General features: G+C 69.9%; 17 protein-coding genes and 1 tRNA gene. 9 read left to right on the forward strand and 9 right to left on the reverse strand.

Annotated features, from left to right (window positions below; all coding sequences use genetic code 11):
- Positions 1-32 precede the first annotated feature (32 nt).
- The 4 genes from JNB62_RS11200 to JNB62_RS11215 all read left to right on the forward strand — a co-directional run bounded on the left by JNB62_RS11200 (position 33) and on the right by JNB62_RS11215 (position 4352).
- Positions 33-2657 carry a S8 family peptidase gene (locus JNB62_RS11200; RefSeq protein WP_220300956.1) on the forward strand — a complete coding sequence of 875 codons (2625 nt, stop codon included), beginning with the start codon at positions 33-35 and terminating at the stop codon, positions 2655-2657.
- A 264-nt stretch (positions 2658-2921) separates the two neighbouring features.
- Entirely contained in the window at positions 2922-3386 is a 465-nt protein-coding gene (locus JNB62_RS11205; protein ID WP_220300957.1) for a hypothetical protein, read from the forward strand.
- Between the two features lie 399 nt (positions 3387-3785).
- The gene (locus JNB62_RS11210) at positions 3786-3950 is read left to right on the forward strand and encodes a hypothetical protein (RefSeq protein WP_220300958.1); all 165 of its coding nucleotides are present in this window, start codon (positions 3786-3788) and stop codon (positions 3948-3950) included.
- Positions 3951-4037: 87 nt separating this feature from the next.
- Positions 4038-4352, forward strand: a complete 315-nt coding sequence (locus tag JNB62_RS11215) for a TraR/DksA family transcriptional regulator (RefSeq protein WP_220300959.1) — start codon at positions 4038-4040, stop codon at positions 4350-4352.
- 284 nt (positions 4353-4636) lie between these two features.
- Here JNB62_RS11215 and JNB62_RS11220 read toward each other — a convergent pair whose 3' ends face one another.
- Positions 4637-5257, reverse strand: coding sequence for a DUF1349 domain-containing protein (locus tag JNB62_RS11220; protein WP_220300960.1), 621 nt, complete (start codon positions 5255-5257; stop codon positions 4637-4639).
- A 117-nt stretch (positions 5258-5374) separates the two neighbouring features.
- On the opposite strand from JNB62_RS11220, the gene JNB62_RS11225 reads away from it, so the two are divergent.
- Entirely contained in the window at positions 5375-6403 is a 1029-nt protein-coding gene (locus JNB62_RS11225; RefSeq protein ID WP_220300961.1) for an NADPH:quinone reductase, read from the forward strand.
- A gap of 215 nt (positions 6404-6618) precedes the next feature.
- Here the strand turns inward: JNB62_RS11225 and JNB62_RS11230 are convergent, their stop codons facing one another.
- Positions 6619-7842, reverse strand: coding sequence for an MDR family MFS transporter (locus JNB62_RS11230; protein ID WP_220300962.1), 1224 nt, complete (start codon positions 7840-7842; stop codon positions 6619-6621).
- Positions 7843-7915: 73 nt separating this feature from the next.
- Between JNB62_RS11230 and JNB62_RS11235 the strand changes: the two genes are divergently transcribed.
- Complete coding sequence (locus JNB62_RS11235; protein WP_220300963.1) at positions 7916-8515, forward strand: TetR/AcrR family transcriptional regulator; 600 nt, start codon at positions 7916-7918, stop codon at positions 8513-8515.
- Positions 8516-8536: 21 nt separating this feature from the next.
- On the opposite strand, the gene JNB62_RS11240 is transcribed toward JNB62_RS11235, so the two are convergent.
- Together JNB62_RS11240 and JNB62_RS11245 are read right to left on the reverse strand one after the other, a co-directional pair.
- Positions 8537-9025 carry a glutathione peroxidase gene (locus JNB62_RS11240; protein WP_220300964.1) on the reverse strand — a complete coding sequence of 163 codons (489 nt, stop codon included), beginning with the start codon at positions 9023-9025 and terminating at the stop codon, positions 8537-8539.
- A gap of 37 nt (positions 9026-9062) precedes the next feature.
- Positions 9063-9536 carry a MarR family winged helix-turn-helix transcriptional regulator gene (locus tag JNB62_RS11245; protein WP_220300965.1) on the reverse strand — a complete coding sequence of 158 codons (474 nt, stop codon included), beginning with the start codon at positions 9534-9536 and terminating at the stop codon, positions 9063-9065.
- Positions 9537-9822: 286 nt separating this feature from the next.
- Here JNB62_RS11245 and JNB62_RS11250 point away from each other — a divergent pair, with 286 nt between their 5' ends.
- The gene (locus JNB62_RS11250) at positions 9823-11004 is read left to right on the forward strand and encodes a Cmx/CmrA family chloramphenicol efflux MFS transporter (protein ID WP_220300966.1); all 1182 of its coding nucleotides are present in this window, start codon (positions 9823-9825) and stop codon (positions 11002-11004) included.
- Positions 11005-11028: 24 nt separating this feature from the next.
- On the opposite strand, the gene JNB62_RS11255 is transcribed toward JNB62_RS11250, so the two are convergent.
- A tRNA-Met gene (locus tag JNB62_RS11255) sits at positions 11029-11104 on the reverse strand.
- A 138-nt stretch (positions 11105-11242) separates the two neighbouring features.
- Here JNB62_RS11255 and JNB62_RS11260 point away from each other — a divergent pair.
- Entirely contained in the window at positions 11243-11710 is a 468-nt protein-coding gene (locus JNB62_RS11260; RefSeq protein WP_220300967.1) for a hypothetical protein, read from the forward strand.
- A 147-nt stretch (positions 11711-11857) separates the two neighbouring features.
- Positions 11858-12751 carry an aldo/keto reductase gene (locus JNB62_RS11265; RefSeq protein ID WP_220300968.1) on the forward strand — a complete coding sequence of 298 codons (894 nt, stop codon included), beginning with the start codon at positions 11858-11860 and terminating at the stop codon, positions 12749-12751.
- A 109-nt stretch (positions 12752-12860) separates the two neighbouring features.
- Here the strand turns inward: JNB62_RS11265 and JNB62_RS11270 are convergent, their stop codons facing one another.
- The 4 genes from JNB62_RS11270 to JNB62_RS11285 all read right to left on the reverse strand — a co-directional run bounded on the left by JNB62_RS11270 (position 12861) and on the right by JNB62_RS11285 (position 15564).
- The gene (locus JNB62_RS11270; RefSeq protein ID WP_220300969.1) at positions 12861-13361 is read right to left on the reverse strand and encodes a heme-degrading domain-containing protein; all 501 of its coding nucleotides are present in this window, start codon (positions 13359-13361) and stop codon (positions 12861-12863) included.
- Between the two features lie 36 nt (positions 13362-13397).
- A complete protein-coding gene (locus JNB62_RS11275) occupies positions 13398-14192 on the reverse strand; it encodes a patatin-like phospholipase family protein (protein WP_220300970.1) in 795 nt (264 codons plus the stop codon).
- An 82-nt stretch (positions 14193-14274) separates the two neighbouring features.
- Positions 14275-14649 (reverse strand): nuclear transport factor 2 family protein, encoded by a 375-nt coding sequence (locus JNB62_RS11280; RefSeq protein ID WP_308291786.1) that lies wholly within the window; start codon positions 14647-14649, stop codon positions 14275-14277.
- 474 nt (positions 14650-15123) lie between these two features.
- Entirely contained in the window at positions 15124-15564 is a 441-nt protein-coding gene (locus tag JNB62_RS11285) for a MarR family winged helix-turn-helix transcriptional regulator (protein WP_220300971.1), read from the reverse strand.
- Positions 15565-15573: the final 9 nt, after the last annotated feature.

Genomic DNA, 15573 nt, shown 5'->3' on the forward strand with positions numbered 1-15573 from the left:
GCGCCGCGCCGAGTGATGGGGGGAGAACCATCATGAAGTCCAGAGTCGTCTCGGTGCTCGCCGCGTGTGCGGTCGCACTGGGGATGGTGGCCGCCGCGCCGCCCGCGTACGCCACCCCGCCCGAGCGGGTGCGGGTCATCGTGCAGCTCGACCACAAGGCGTCGGGCGCCGATGTCGTCAAGAGCGTCGCCGGGGGAGCGACCAAGGTGAAGAAGACGGCCACGATGCCGTACGTGATCATGGAGGTGCCGCGGCCCGCGCTGAAGGGGCTGCAGCACAACCCGCACGTCGTCGGCGTGGTCGAGGACTTCGCCGATCCGCCCGCGCTGTCGAACGCGCTGCCCGTGGTGAACGGCGACGACGTGCAGGCGCTCGGCTTCACCGGTGCCGGTGCGACCGTGGCGATCCTCGACACGGGCATCGACGCGGATCACCCGTTCTTCGGCTCGCGCATCGTCGCGCAGCACTGCTTCTCGGACCCGACCGACGACGACGGCAACGCTGACGAGGCGAGCCTGTGCCCCGACGGGACGACCGAAGACACCTCGGCCGACATCGACAGCAGCAACAACGCGACGTGCGTCGATGCGGGCAGCAACATCTGCGACCACGGCACGCACGTCGCGGGCATCGCAGCCGGCCGGGCCGCCGACGACACCGTCGGCTCGCCTCCGGGCAACGGCGTCGCGCCCGGCGCGCAGATCATCGCCGTGCAGGTGTTCACGCGGGTCAACACGGCGAGCGGCTGCTCGCCGAACCCGGCGCCCTGCGTGCTGTCGTACGCGTCCGACCAGATCGAGGCGCTCGACTGGGTGCGCGGCCAGGCCGCGGCGAACCCGGGCTGGAACGTCGTGGCCAGCAACATGAGCCTCGGCGGCGGCAACAACGCCTCGGCGTGCGACGGCGACACCCGCAAGGCCGCGATCGACAGCAACCTCGGGGCGGGCATCGCCACCGTCATCGCGTCGGGCAACAACTCGTTCCTGAACGCGGTGGGCGCCCCGGGCTGCATCTCGACCGCGTTCACCGTCGGACGCACCAACAACGACGACACCACGACGAACTCGGGCAACCGCGGTCCGCTGCTGGACGTCATGGCTCCGGGGTCGTCGATCGTCTCGTCGATCGACGACGACGCGTACGGCACCAAGAGCGGAACCTCGATGTCGACGCCGATGGTCACCGGTGCGCTCGCCGTGCTGCGGTCGGCGTACCCGTCTCGTTCGGTCGCGAACCTCATGACCGACATCACCTCGACCGGTGTGCCGATCACCTACACGACCGACGCGGCCGGGACCACGACGAACACGACGCCGCGCCTCGACCTGCTGGCCGCACTGCAGGCGGCGAACGTCGCTCCCGTGGTGACGGTCGACGACGCGTCGGTGACGGTGGATGAAGGTGCTCTCGCGACGAACTCGGGGTCGGCGACGGATGCCGACGGCACGGTCACCTCCGTGACCGCGAGCATCGGCACCGTGACCCCGTCGGGCACGTCGTGGACGTGGTCGTACACGCCGCCGGACGGTCCGGCCGACACCACGGTCACGATCACCGCGACCGACGACAAGGGCGAGACGGGTCAGTCCACCTTCGACCTGCACGTCGCGAACGTCGCTCCGAGTGTGGTGGTGGATGCCGTCACGCCGGCGAACGAGAACGCCCCGGTGACCCTCACCGCGCACTTCTCCGATCCGGGGCTCGCCGACACGCACACCGCGAGTGTGGACTGGGGCGACGGGGTCGTGACGGCGGCGACCGTCTCGGGCACCTCGGTCGAGGCATCCCATGTCTACGGCGATGACGGCGCGTTCACCGCGACCCTCACCGTGACCGACAAGGACGGCGGCGCAGGCTCCGACACCGGCACGGCGGTCGTGGCGAACGTCGCCCCGACGGCCGAGATCACGGGCCCTCCCACCACCTCGTGGAACGGGCAGGACATCGTGTTCGGCACCGAGGGTGTCCCCGTAGCGTTCGAGGCGCGGGGCACCGATCCCGGCAGCGACGACCTCACGTTCGCGTGGGACTACGGCGACGGCGCGACGGCGAGTCACACCAGCCTGGTGAACCCGCCTGCTCTCGACGCGGATCCGAGTCCCAGCATCCAGCCGCGGGATGTGCTGGATGCCGCACCCCACACCTACGCGATCGCCTGCGCGGCGACGACCGGGGTGACGGTGTCGGACGACGATGCGGGGGCGGCGTCGGATGCCGTCCAGGTCGTGATCCTCGGAACCAGCGCGGATGCCGGAACCCTCGGTGTCTGGCAGACCGACTACCGCGACAAGCGCTCGAACGTCCACACGACGGACGAGAAGCTGTGCCTGCTGTCGGTCGTGCGGGTGCTGAGCGCGGTGTTCGACGAGAAGGTGCCGCTGTCGACGATCCCGCAGGCGGTGACCGCGCTGTGGCCGAAGAACACCAAGAACCCGGTCGAGCAGTTCGACGCGCACCTGCTGTCACTGTGGCTGAACGTGGCCGACGGATCCATCGCCCTGGGCGACCCCGTCGACACGAACGGCGACGGCGTGGCGGACTCCACGGTGGGCGCGGTGATCCAGGCCGGTGAGGCGGAACGGACGGCGGCGAACCCGTCGGCGGCCGTTCTCACCTCGTTCAAGAACCTCTACGAGGCGATCAACGCCGCGGCCTGACGCGGCGTCACGGAGGGTCCGGCCTGCGGGCCGGGCCCTCCGTGCTGTGCGGGCGAGGAGAAGATGCCAGGGCCGGCTGGAGCACGACGCCGTCGGCCGAGCCCATGAGCGAGTCGGACGAGAGCACGGTCGCCCGCTGCCTCGACGGGATCAGGTCGGTGAGGTCGTAGCCCCGCCGCGCCGACATCGTCCGTCGCATGTCGGTACCCCGTCGACGCGGCGCATCGTCGGTAGTACATTGACGCCACCAGCCAGGAGGTGATCGTGAAGAGACGGCAGGCTCCGCACGCCATCACTGATGACGAGCAGTGGGCGCGCTACGCATTCGTGCTGGGCAACGTTCCGGCGAGTGTCGCCGACAGGGCGTTCGCGGCCGGCTTCGCCCGGCTGCCGTTGGCACACCGCGAGGTGATCGTCGACGAGCTGGGCTCACAGCTGCCGGCAGCGCCGGCGAACGCGGCGGAGGACCCCGAGGTGTTCGCCCTGCTCATGCGCGATCTGCGCGCGCGGGCCGCCATCGTGGGTGTCAGCGCGGCGACCGCGCTCGCCGCGGAATTCGTCGCGAGCCCGCCGATCGCCTCGTACTTCGCGAGAGGCGTCGGTTCGGTGTCGATCGAGCATCAGCCGCTGTGGGTGCAGGAGCTCGCCGGTCACGAGGTCGCCCCCATCGACGGCGGGCGGGCGCACCACCGGCCTGGCGTGAACTCCGGGGAGTGGTTCGGCGGCTGAGGCGTCGAGTGGATGCCGCCTCCCGGCGCCGCCGGTCGGCGCGGGCTTCGGCGCGGGGCGCCGCGGCGCCGGGTCGATCCGGAGGGCGCGCCCGGGGAGCCCGGGCGCGCCCTCCGGCGACGTTCGTCAACCGGACGCGCCCTTGCGTGGCTTGATGAACGCTCGGGACTCCTGGATCGCGCGCTTCTCGGCACGCTTCTCCTTCAGTGACGAGGTGGCGACCTTCTTGGCGGCCCTTGCTCGCGGTGATCTGCCTGACATGGACGACTCGCTTCCCCTGGTCGGCTGGCGGGTGAACCACCGACCATAGCCGGTTCCCCGGCGAAGTCAATTCCGCGCGGTCGATGAGCAGAAAACCCGCTGACTTGCCTTTTTCTGGAACCGGGCTATGGTGAGGCCATGACCCCGATGGCCCGCCGGCACCCCACGCAGCCTCTGCTCGACGCTTCCGTGGTGACGGTCTCGGTCGACATCGCCGGTGCGTCTCACGAGGTGCTCCCGCCGCGGCGGGCCCTCACGGCGGGAGTGATCCCGCAGCCTCCTCGTGGCGCCGAGCCATCGTGAACCGTCGCCCTCCCGGCCCGATTCAACCGGACACACACCTGGCGCGTCGCACACCTGCGGCGCGTTTCTCGTATCCAAGGAGCAGCCATGCCTACCCCCACCCGCGACCCTGTCGCCCTCGCCGGCGTGCAGCGCGAACTCGAACAGCAGCTGGAAGAGCGTCTGGCGGTCATCCAAGAGCTCGCGCCTTTCGCTCTTCCGAGCGTGGACCCCGTCGCCTACCAGACGGCGGCGTCGCATCGCCTCGCGGTCGAGCAGATCACCGCGGCGTTGAATCGGATCTCTCAGGGCACGTACGGTCGCTGCACGCGGTGCGGTGAGCCGATCGCTCCCGCGCGGCTCGAAGTGCTGCCCCACGTCGCGACCTGCATCGAATGCCAGAGCCATGCCGAAGCCGCGTAGTCGCAAGCCGGTGGAGATCCCATCGATGCCCCCGTCGGCCCAGAATGAGCCCGGCCGACGGACGCGCGTTCGGCCTGCCGCCGAGGTGGTCGCGCGAGCCTTCCGTCCTCGAGAGGATCGCGGCAGCCGGCATCGCCGGCTGGTCGAGCCGCGCTCCGCGGTGTCGTCCTCGTGGGATGCCGGTGGTGAGGACGCCGCCGAGATTCCGTGGAGCACCTTCCGCGGTGCGACCGCCCGCTTCGTCTCATTCGGGTGACGCCGCCCTCGACGAGGCGCGCCCGGCGCTACCGGCCGTCGCGCAGATCGCCGAGGGTCTCGCGCGTGAAGCTCACCCGATCGAACGACACCCGGCATCCCTCGCCCGTCGGGCTCTGCCCTTCGAACCCGAGCTGCACGTCCCCGATTTCGTCGCCGAGCGCGAACGCGCGCACGAAGTGCCACCAGTCGCCGTCGGTCGAGGCGTGCAGCGCGAACAGGCGCCCGACCCGCGACACCCGGAGCCACACCGTCTCGCCGTCGACGGTGAACGCGTTCGCGTCGTCCGACACCCCGCGGGTGACGACCGACACGACCATCGGCGTTCCGGCGGGGGACTGCTCGAAGCACAGCTTCGCCCAGTGCCGATCGTCGGCCCAGACGAGCAGGACGGCCGCGTCGAACATGGCCCGGAACTCTGCGTCGACGCGGCCCGAGAACACGAAGTCGCCCGCGCCGGGCGCGCCCAACAGGGTGACCGCGTTGAGCATCGTCTCGGCAGCGGTTCCGCTCTCGCCGCTCGGGTCGATGAACAGGTCGGTGTGCGCCGGCGCGACCACTTCTACCCGCTCGCCCGCGACCACCCACTCCGAGCCCGCCGAGGGGATCAGTTCGAACGGGATGCCCGGAACGGCAAGGGGTGTCGACATCGAAGTGCTCCTCTGGGTGGGTCTCGTCGGCTCGCGGCAGAGGGATGCCGCGAACGCATCCCGCAACATCATCCCGTGTCGGGAAGCCTCCGCGCACAGAAGGTGTTGGCTGTACGCATGCGATCGATCGTCTACTCCCGCACCGGCACGTCGTCCGTCCTCTCGCTCGCGGAGCGTGAGCCCGCCGCTCCCGGTCCGGGCGAGGTGCGCGTGAAGGTGACCGTGTCGGGCGTGAACCCGACGGACTGGAAGTCGCGCGCCGGTGGGGGGATGAACGCCGGGTTCGACGAGATCGTGCCGAACCAGGACGGCGCCGGCGTCATCGATGCCGTGGGAGACGGCGTCGAGGAACTCGCGGTCGGCGACCGCGTCTGGCTGTACCTCTCACAGCATCAGCGCCCCACGGGCACGGCGCAGGAGTACACGGTGGTCCCTGCCGAGCGGGCGGTGAAGCTGCCGGACGGCATCGGGTTCGACGTCGCTGCGAGCCTCGGCGTGCCCGCGATGACGGCGCACCGCGCGCTCACCGTGCACGAGTTCGGGCCGGCACGCCTCTCGCCCGGGTCGCTCGACGGACGCGTCGTTCTGGTCGCCGGGGGAGCGGGCGCCGTCGGGCACGCCGCCATCCAGCTCGCGGCCTGGGCCGGCGCCACGGTGATCGCCACGATCTCGAGCGACGAGAAGGCCGCTCTCGCGACAGCCGCCGGTGCGCACCATGTCGTGAACTACCGCCAGGCGGACGCCGTCGAGCAGATCTCGGCGCTCGCCCCCGACGGGGTCGACCACATCGTCGAGGTGTCGATCACGCAGAACGCCGCGCTCGACGCGCAGGTGATCGCCAACCACGGCTCGATCGCGTACTACGCCGACAACGGCGGCGACCAGGCGACCCTCCCGGTGCGGCCGACCTTCGCGAAGAACGTCCGCATCCAGGGGCTGCTGCTGTACACGGTGGGTCAGGGGCCGTTGTCTGCCGCCGTCGACGACATCACCGCGGCGCTGCGCGACGGCGCACTCCCCGTCGGCGAGGCGGCCGGGCTGCCGCTGATCTGGTTCCCGCTCGAAGAGACGGCAGCCGCCCACGATGCCGTCGAGCAGGGCGCCGTGGGCAAGGTGCTCATCGACGTCACCCGCGACAACAGCTGACGGCATCCACTTCTCTACTCGGCGGACGCCGCCAGCCCGGGCTTCTTCGCGGGTGCGGGCAGTGCGAAGCAGACGCCGACGGCGACCACGGTGAATCCGACGGCCCACCAGAATGCGACATCGAAGCCGGACGCGAGCTCGGTGATGCTGCTCGCGGCGCTCGTGGTCGCCTCGAGGATGGCGGCGAGGATCGCGGTTCCGAACGCGCCGCCGATCTACTGAGCGAGGCGCGTGATGATGCTGGCGTGCGGCACCTCGTCGCGTTCGAGCCCGACGAACGCGACCGACATCACCGGGATCATGACGGCGCCCATGCCGAAGCCGCGCACGACGAGCACCAGCGCGAGCCAGAGCTCGTTGGTCGTGTCGCCCGATAGCGCGAACGGGATCGTCGCGAGGCCCATGACGATGAACCCCGCGATCGCCACCGTCCGCGCGCCGAGCGAGTCCGTGAGGCGTCCGGCGAGAGTACGGCTCAGCAGCGCGCCGACGCCTTGCGGGATCAGCAGCAGCGCGGCGGTGAGCACCTCGGTGCCGCGGACGATCTGGAAGTACAGCGGCAGCAGCAGCATGGAGCCGTACAGCGAGGCCCCCGAGAGGAAGAGGACCGCACTGGATGCCGCCACCGGCCGCCGCCGCAGCAGTCCGACGTCGACCAGGGCACCGGTCGGCCGCCGCACCTGTGAGTAGACGAACGCCGCCATCAGGACGAGGCCGGCGACGAGGGGGAGCCACACGTCGGTGCGGGCGAAGCCGCCGTCCTGGCTGACGTTCGAGAGGCCGTAGAGGATGCCGACGAGCGCGGGCGAGACCAGCACCAGGCCGACCCAATCGAGCACGGGGCGGCCGCGTGGCGGGTCGTTGGGGAGGAAGCGCCAGGCCAGCGCGAGGCCGACAAGGCAGAACGGGACGTTGATCCAGAAGATCCAATGCCAGTCGAGCCAGTTCAGGATGAGCCCGCCGAGCACCGGGCCGAGGATCGGGCCGAGGGCGGCGGGGAGGCTGACCATCGCCATGAGGCGTCCGAGTCCGGCGCCGGCGGGAACCTGCTGGATCGCGAGCGTCGCCATGAGCGGCATCATGAGCCCGCCGCCGAGGCCCTGGATCACGCGGAACGTGATGAGGCTCGGGGCGTCCCACGCCAGGCTGCACGCGATCGACGCGAGCAGGAAGATCGTCAGCGCGATCATCCAGAGCCGCTTTCCGCCCACGCGTGCCTGGGCCCAGCCGACGATCGGGATGGCGACGCCCAGGGCGAGCAGATACGCCGTGGTGACCCACTGGATCGTGCTCACCGGAACGTCGAGGTCGGTGGCGAGTGTAGCCAGCGCGATGCTCATGATCGTGCTGTCGAAGATGACGGCGAGGCCGCCGGCGACGAGCACGAGTGCCGAGACGACGGCGCTGCGCGGGACGGCCGGTGCGGTGGTGGTGGACATGCAGACTCCTCCAAATAAGATACAGGTGTGTATCTCTGTCGGGGAGTGTACGCCGCTCGGATAAGATACACAAATGGATCTTGAGCAGCCGGCGAAGCGACGTCGCGGACAGGAGCTCGAAGAGGCGATCCTCGCCGCCGGCTGGGCGCAGCTGATGGAGGGTGGCTACCACGCGTTCACGATCGACGCGGTCGCCGAGAGGGCCGAGACGAGTCGCTCGGTCATCTACCGGCGGTGGCCGGATCGGGACGCCCTCATGGATGCGACGCTCGCGTACGGCCTGAACAAGGACCGCGTCGATCCGCCCGACACCGGAAGCCTGCGCGGCGACATCATCGAGTCGCTGAAGCGCTCGAACCTCTCGCGCGCGGGGATCGCGCCGCTGATGAGCGTGTTCATGGGCGCGTACTACGCCGACTCCGGCCGCACCTTCGCCGATGTGCGCGAACGCGCGCTGGGGCAGCGGGCGGCCGGGTCGCTCGACGTGATCCTCGAGCGAGCCATCGCGCGCGGTGAGGCAGATCCCGCGAAGCTCACGCCGCGGGTGCGCTCGGTGGCTGTCGACCTGTACCGACACGACCTGCTGATGACGGCGGCGCCGTTGCCGGACGAGGCGATCGAGGCGATCGTGGACGAGGTGTTCCTGCCGCTGGTGCGGCCCGACGCCCGGTGAGGCCGGGGGGTCTGTCGCGTATCAGTTGCTGGGCAGCCATTCCTCGATGGATGCCACGACCTCGGGGTCGGTGGGCAGCACCTTGGGGGCGAACCGCTTGACCTCGCCGGTGGGGCTGATGACGAACTTCTCGAAGTTCCAGGTGATGCGCCCGGACTTGCCGTCGACGTCGGCGTTGCCCGTCAGCTCCTTGTAGAGCGGGTGCGCGTGCCGGCCGTTCACGCGCACCTTCTGCGACATCGGGAAGGTCACGCCCCACGTCGTCGAGCAGTATTCGGCCACGGCCTCTTCGGTCGACAGCTCCTGCAGGAACTGGTTGCTCGGGAACCCGATCACGGTGAAGCCGCGCTCGCCGTACGCGCGCTGCAGCGCCTCGAGCTGCTCGTACTGCGGCGCGAGTCCGCACCGCGAGGCGACGTTCACAACGAGGGCGACGCGCCCGTCGGTGAGTTCGCCGAACGTCGTCTCTTCGCCGCGGATCGTGGTGACGGGGATGTCCTGCAGGGTCATGCTCACTCCTTGGGTGGGGGATCAGCTTCGTGTGGGGTCAGCGGTGTGCGGCCAGCGCGGCCGCGGTGTCGTAGTCGGTGATGCGGTCGCGCAGGGCGTGCAGCGAGCCGACGAGGTTCATCGCGTCGTCGCGGTCCAGATCGAGCGCCTCGACGATGCACTGCCCGACCGGCGCGAGCTCGGACCGGATCTCGAGGCTGCGTTCGGTGGGCGTGATGCGCACGGCTCGGCGATCGGTCAGCGAGGGTGCGCGGCGGACGAGCCCCGCGGACTCCATGCGGTTCAGGAGTCCCGAGATGCTGCTCGAGTCGAGTTGCAGAGCAGTTGCGAGTTCGGTGGGAGACACGTCGCCCCGCTCCCACAGCACCGCGAGCACCAGCGCCTGCTGGAAGGTCAGACCCCACGGCGCCAGCAGGTCGCGGTAGAGCTGGAGGGTGGCCTGCATGGACGTGTAGAGAGCGAAGCAGACGGATGCCTCCAGGTCGGCCTCGGGCATCGCGGTCGAGTTCATGATCATCATTCTTGTATGCAAGTTATTGGCATGCAAGGTACACGTCTCGCGCCGGGAGGATTGACTGCGGCTGGGGTTGCATGAGGCCGCTGGGTAGGGTGAGAGCATGTCGAGCCCGGAATCAGACACTCAGGGGGCGGTCGGTCACACCGTCGGCCCCCAGAACCCCTGAACTTCTAAAGCCCCGCCGGCCTGCGTAGTGCGCGGCGCGCCCTCGGGTTTCCCCTCTGGTGCTGACCGTGGTGACGAGACGTCTTGTGTTCGTTCTCTTACCCCGGAGCTCTCGATGCCTCTTGCTCTCTATCTGCTTGCCCTGGCGGTCTTCGCCATGGGCACTTCCGAATTCATGCTCGCCGGTCTTGTGCCGGACATCGCGGCCAGTCTCGACGTCCCGATCGGTACTGCTGGTCTGCTGACGTCGGCTTTTGCGGCCGGCATGGTCGTCGGTGCGCCCGCCATGGCCGCACTCACCCGCCGCCTGCCGACCAGGGCGACGCTTCTGGGCTGCGTCGTCCTGTTCGCCCTGTTGCACGTGGTAGGGGCACTCACACCGGACTTCACGGTCCTCTTCGCCACGCGTGTTCTTGCCGCCTTCGCCAATGCCGGGTTCTTGGCAGTCGCACTGGGGGCCGCGTCCAGGCTGGTGGCGGCGGATCGGAAGGGACGCGCCGTCGCGGTCCTCCTCTCGGGCACCACCGTCGCCACCGTCGTGGGTGTTCCCGCCGGTGCGCTGCTGGGCACCGCACTCGGCTGGCGGTCGACGTTCTGGGCCATCGCACTGCTGTGCGTCCCCGCCGCGGTCGGAATCGCCAACGGCTTCGCCACCCGAGCCGATGAAAAGTCGCTGCATGCGTCAACTGCTCCCTCGCTGCGGTCAGAGTTGTCGCAGCTCGCCTCGCCCCGCCTTACCTTGACGATGCTGGTGGCCTCTCTCGTCAATGCCGGCACGTTCGCGACGTTGACGTTCCTCGCACCGATCGTGACGGACGTGACTGGGCTCAGCCCCTGGTGGGTCTCGGCAGCGCTGGTGCTGTTCGGCGTGGGATCCTTCATCGGCGTCACCACCGCGGGACGGCTCTCCGATAGCCGCTCGCGACTGGTCATCGTCGTCGGCGGGACGCTGCTCCTGCTGGGGTGGCTCGCATTCGCCGTCTTCGCGACCAGCCCGGTCGCGTTGTTCGGGCTTGTGCTGACACAGGGCGTTCTCGGATTCGCTGTCGGGAGCACGTTGATCACGCGCGTGCTGTACGCGGCCGCGGGCGCACCTACCATGGGCGGCTCATACGCCACCGCCGCGCTCAACGTCGGAGCCGCCGTTGGTCCGCTGCTCGCTGCGGCGTCGCTCGGGACGACGGCCGGTGACCTTGGCCCCGTATGGGTGGCAGCCGCGTTGACGGGAGCAGCGTTGTTGCTGGTCGTCCCTCTCCTGTCGATCATCGCTCCGGTGAGAGTCGAAGCAGGCAGATGACCACGCCGACGAACGGGGCCCGCATGGACGCGACGGCAGGAGTCGAACCTGCAACGCATCCGGGTATGAACCGGTGCCCGGGACCGCCCGGATCGCCGCGATGACCCCACGCTAACCCGACGTGTCGCAGTACGCGCCGAGCGTGAACGATGGTTTCGCTATGCGTCGCGGTGTGACATGGCGCCCACCCGTGCCGCGCCGACCCGTGGCGCCAGCTCAGCGGGTTAAGGTCGGGGTCATGGCCGAGGCATCCGATCACTGGCGCGACGCGGCGATCATCATGGGCTGGAATCCGAGCCTGTGGGACGAGTGGCCCGGCACCTATGCGGGGGTCGTGGCGCGTGTGGCAGCCGGCACGCCGTATGTGACGCAGTGGTCGGTGGGCTCCCGCAAGGAGGTCGAGCCCGGGACCGACGCGTGGCTGCTGCGGCAGGGCGGCTCGTACGGACTCATCGGACACGGCACGGTGCTGACGCATCCGTACGAGGATGTGCACTTCGCCGATCCGCGACGCACGGCGAGTTTCGTCGACGTCGCGTTCGACGAGCTCGTGGTCGAGGCCGACCGGGTGCCGAGGGACGTGCTCGAGGTCGTCGTGCCCGAGGTGGCGTGGCGGTTCCAGTTCCGCTCGGGCAACCGCATCCCGCCCGAACCGAACCGGCGGCTGCGGGAACTGTGGCGGGAGGCCATGGACGCGCTCGGGTGAGGGTCACCCGCGGGGCGGACGCGTTTCGTCTCGCTTCGCTCGCTCAACGACCGAGCCCGGGGCATACGCGCCCATGTCCCGGTTGTCCAGACCTCGGTCGACGTCTCACGTTCCTGGCAGGCTGGAACCGAGCGAGAAGGAGATGCGATGAAGCAGCGCACGTTGGCAGGACGACAGGTTTCGGCGATCGGGCTCGGTGCGATGCCGTTGTCGATGAACAACGACAAGGTGTACCCGTCGTTCGACGACGCGGTGGCCACGGTGCACGCCGCACTCGATGCCGGCGTCACCCTCATCGACACCGCCGACATCTACGCGCCCGACGGCGAGGAGATGGGGCACAACGAGCGCATCGTCGCCGAAGCCCTGCGCACGTGGGACGGGGACGCGTCGAGCATCTTCGTCGCGACGAAGGGCGGCATCAAGCAGCTTCCCGACGGCTCCAAGGGGCGCGACGGCTCGGAGGCGTACCTGCGCTCGGCGGTCGAGAAGTCCCTCGACGCCCTGGGCATCGACCAGATCGAGCTCTACCAGTACCACCGCCCCGACCGCTGGCTCGTCTACGGCGACATCATGGCCGGACTGAAGCGACTGCAGGACGATGGCCTCGTCCGCGCCATCGGCATCTCGAACGCGAGCGTCGAAGAGATCCAGATCGCGATCGAGGTGCTCGGCGAGGGCAACCTCGCCAGTGTGCAGAACGAGTTCTCGCCGAAGCATCCCGGCAGCATCGACGAACTGCGGTTCTGCGACGCGCACGGCATCGCGTTCCTGCCGTGGAGCCCTCTCGGCGGCACCGGCGGCGGAGCGCGACGGGTCGGCGACCGGTTCTCGGCATTCCGCGAGGTCGGCGAGGCGAACGGCGTGAGCCCGCAGCAGGCGGTGCTCGCGTGGGAGCTGGCGCTGAGCCCGCATGTCATTCCGATCCCGGGCGCCCGGCGTGCGGCATCCATCACCGACTCGGCCCAGGCGGCGGACCTTGAGCTCACCGCCGACGAAGTGACCCGCCTGTCGGAGTCGGTGGGGATCTTCGACGACTGAGACGCCGGCTCGGGGCGTCAGCGGGAGACGAGGCTGGCGTTCGGAGTGGTGCGGCCTTGCGTGGACCTGGCAGACACCTCACCGGAGTAGGGACGACGGGCGGTGCCTTCTACGCCTGACGAACGCCTGCTGACGACGGCTGGGACTGCCAGGCGCGCAGGTGCTCGACGACGAACGCGTGATCGGCAGCCTGCGGGAGGCCCGAGACGCCGACCGTTCCGACGGTGCCTACTCCCGCGATGCTGATCGGGAAGACGCCGCCGTGGGCGGCGAACAGGACCGGATCCAGCCGGGCGTCGGTGTCGAAGTCCTTGCCGACGGCGCGGAACGACAGGCCCACACCGTAGGACGACCGGCCGTATCGCCGTGCCACGCGGGTCTTGCGGTCGAGCCAGCCGTCGTTGTCGGCGCTCGACCCGGGAAGCGCGGTGTGGAACACCCGGGCCTCGCCGAGGGTGATGCCGATGACGATCGGAAGCCCGGCCGCCAGCGCCGCCTCGCGCATGCGCGAGCCGAGGGCCCAGGCATCCGCCAGATCGAAGCGGGGGAGGACGAGCTCGGCCTCCTCTTCCTCCACGCGGGCGAGAACGGCGGAGATGTCGTCGGTCATGCGATCAACGTACCTCGGGCGGGGGTCGGTTGTCCGTCAGGGCGTTTCGTCTCGCTCGTCCGTCGCTCGCTCCACGGCCGGGGGTGAGGCGTCGAGGGCAGCCTCCGCAGCTCTTCGGCCCTCGGCGATGAGGCGCGGAACGTCGCGCATCGTCCACTGAGCCATACGCTCCATCTCGGGCTGGATCAGCACGACGCTCGGGTCGGCGAGAAGCGCCGAGATCTTCGTCGTCGTGCGCATCATGCGCACGTTCTCCCACTTGGCGTGCAGGTGCACGACGATGACCCGCTCGGCGCCGAGCTCGCGCGCCGCCGCGTGGGGAACGTTGTCGACCATGCCGCCGTCGGCGAGGATGCGGCCGCCGAGACGGACGGGCGGAAGGATGCCGGGCACCGCAAGGCTCGCCCGCAGCGCGGCGCTCAGCGGACCCTTGTCGATCGTCACCGCCTGCCGTGTGCGCAGATCGGTCGCGACGGCGCCGAAGCGGCGCGGCAGATCCTCGATGCGCGGATCCTCTCCCAGCAGCCGGCGGATCGATTCGGCCACGACTTGCGTGTCGAGCAGGCCCCACCGAGGCCTCCAGCTCCAGGTGCCGATCCGCGTCCACCGGAACCGCAGCGCCAGCTTCTCGATCGCCGCCCCGCTGAGCCCCGCCGCGTACGCGCAGCCGACGAGCGCTCCCGAGCTCGTGCCGGTCACGATCCCCGGCCGGATGCCGCGCTCTTCGAGCACCTGCAGCACCCCGACATGGGCGGCGCCGAACGCCCCGCCGCCGCTCAGCGTGAGGCCGAGGTGCGGGTCGTCGCCCGGCATCCGATTCTCCGCTGGCACGTCGCGAACGTATCACCGGGAGAGTGGATGCCGGCGGCACCGGCCGACCGTGCGCGAGGGCGTTTCGTCTCGCTTCGCTCGCTCAACGACCGGAACGCTCGGGGACAGGCGTCTGCTGGTAGAGCGCGAGGCGCCAGGCGCCGTCGCGCCGGGTGTAGACACTCGACATGAGAGCCACGAACGGGGGCTCGTCGCCGTCGCGGGTGGCGCGGCCCGTGTAGACGAGGATCGCGTGGTCGTCACCGAGCGGGATCAGCCGCTCGTCGGTGATCTCGTACGTGCGCCAGGGCGGAGCCTCGTCGAGCGACGCGACCACGGCGTCGCGGTCGAGCACCATTCCGTGCGCCAGCACCATGACGCCGTCCGGAGTCATGAGACGCCCGTAGAAGTCGGCACCGGCGCTGTCGCAGAGTGAAGTCCAGCCTTGGTGTTCGAGTTCGAGCAGCTCGTCGAGCACGGCATCTCCTTCGATCGCTTGTGGCCAGCCTCGCACGAGGATCGCGTGTCGACCAGGTTCCGGTCGTTGAGCGGAGGGCGCTCCGGCGTCCGCGTGCACGGGTTGCTCGTGCGACCGGGGCGTTTCGTCTCGCTCGTTCCTCGCTCGCTCAACGACCGGGTGCCGGTCGTTGAGCGGAGGGCGCTCTGGCGCCCGCAGACGAAACGCCTGCGTGCACGGGTTGCTCGTGCGGTCGGGGCGTTTCGTCTCGCTCGTTCCTCGCTCGCTCAACGACCGGGTGCCGGTCGTTGAGCGGAGGGCGCTCTGGCGCCCGCAGACGAAACGCCTGCGTGCACGGGTTGCTCGTGCGACCGAGGCGTTTCGTCTCGCTCGTTCCTCGCTCGCTCAACGACCGGTGCAGAGGTTGCGGGGTGACCGGGGGCCAAATGCGCAAGAAGGGCCGCCCCAAAGGGCGGCCCTTCCCACGCACACGCTCTACGCGGCCGAGATCTCCGCAAGGATCTCGGCGAACAGGCGCAGCTCGTCGGCCGATCTCGTCGACAGGGCGCCGCGCAGGCGGGACTTGTTGATCTCGCGCACGGCGAGGGCCTTGTCGAGCCCGGCCGCCGTGGGCACGAGCACGCGGGCACGGCCGTCGGTGGCATCCGGAAGGCTCTCGACGAGCCCGAACTCCTCCAGCATGCGCACCTGACGGCTCACCGCGCTCTTGTCCATCTCGAACAGCTCGGCCAGCACATGGGCGTTCGTCTCACCGAGGCGCACGATCGTGCCGAAGAGCTTGTAGCCGGCGGGCTGCAGTTCGGGATGCACCTGCTCGGCCGCCTCCTTCCACACGGCACGCGACCGGTTGAAGAGGACGGACAGCTGCTGTTCCACGTCGAGGATCGCGTCGTCGACGGCGGAGTCCGGGCTCATGACGGCCAT

Origin of the sequence: Microbacterium jejuense, assembly GCF_019511665.1 — a bacterium.
GTDB lineage: Bacteria > Actinomycetota > Actinomycetes > Actinomycetales > Microbacteriaceae > Microbacterium > Microbacterium jejuense_A.

Excerpts from the sequence above, each read along its gene's own strand:
- JNB62_RS11200 (WP_220300956.1), top strand. The coding sequence starts at position 33 with ATGAAGTCCAGAGTCGTCTCGGTGCTCGCCGCGTGTGCGGTCGCACTG.
- JNB62_RS11210 (WP_220300958.1), top strand. The coding sequence starts at position 3,786 with ATGACCCCGATGGCCCGCCGGCACCCCACGCAGCCTCTGCTCGACGCT.
- JNB62_RS11215 (WP_220300959.1), top strand. The coding sequence starts at position 4,038 with ATGCCTACCCCCACCCGCGACCCTGTCGCCCTCGCCGGCGTGCAGCGC.
- JNB62_RS11220 (WP_220300960.1), bottom strand. The coding sequence starts at position 5,257 with ATGTCGACACCCCTTGCCGTTCCGGGCATCCCGTTCGAACTGATCCCC.
- JNB62_RS11225 (WP_220300961.1), top strand. The coding sequence starts at position 5,375 with ATGCGATCGATCGTCTACTCCCGCACCGGCACGTCGTCCGTCCTCTCG.
- JNB62_RS11230 (WP_220300962.1), bottom strand. The coding sequence starts at position 7,842 with ATGTCCACCACCACCGCACCGGCCGTCCCGCGCAGCGCCGTCGTCTCG.
- JNB62_RS11235 (WP_220300963.1), top strand. The coding sequence starts at position 7,916 with ATGGATCTTGAGCAGCCGGCGAAGCGACGTCGCGGACAGGAGCTCGAA.
- JNB62_RS11240 (WP_220300964.1), bottom strand. The coding sequence starts at position 9,025 with ATGACCCTGCAGGACATCCCCGTCACCACGATCCGCGGCGAAGAGACG.
- JNB62_RS11245 (WP_220300965.1), bottom strand. The coding sequence starts at position 9,536 with ATGAACTCGACCGCGATGCCCGAGGCCGACCTGGAGGCATCCGTCTGC.
- JNB62_RS11250 (WP_220300966.1), top strand. The coding sequence starts at position 9,823 with ATGCCTCTTGCTCTCTATCTGCTTGCCCTGGCGGTCTTCGCCATGGGC.
- JNB62_RS11260 (WP_220300967.1), top strand. The coding sequence starts at position 11,243 with ATGGCCGAGGCATCCGATCACTGGCGCGACGCGGCGATCATCATGGGC.
- JNB62_RS11265 (WP_220300968.1), top strand. The coding sequence starts at position 11,858 with ATGAAGCAGCGCACGTTGGCAGGACGACAGGTTTCGGCGATCGGGCTC.
- JNB62_RS11270 (WP_220300969.1), bottom strand. The coding sequence starts at position 13,361 with ATGACCGACGACATCTCCGCCGTTCTCGCCCGCGTGGAGGAAGAGGAG.
- JNB62_RS11285 (WP_220300971.1), bottom strand. The coding sequence starts at position 15,564 with ATGAGCCCGGACTCCGCCGTCGACGACGCGATCCTCGACGTGGAACAG.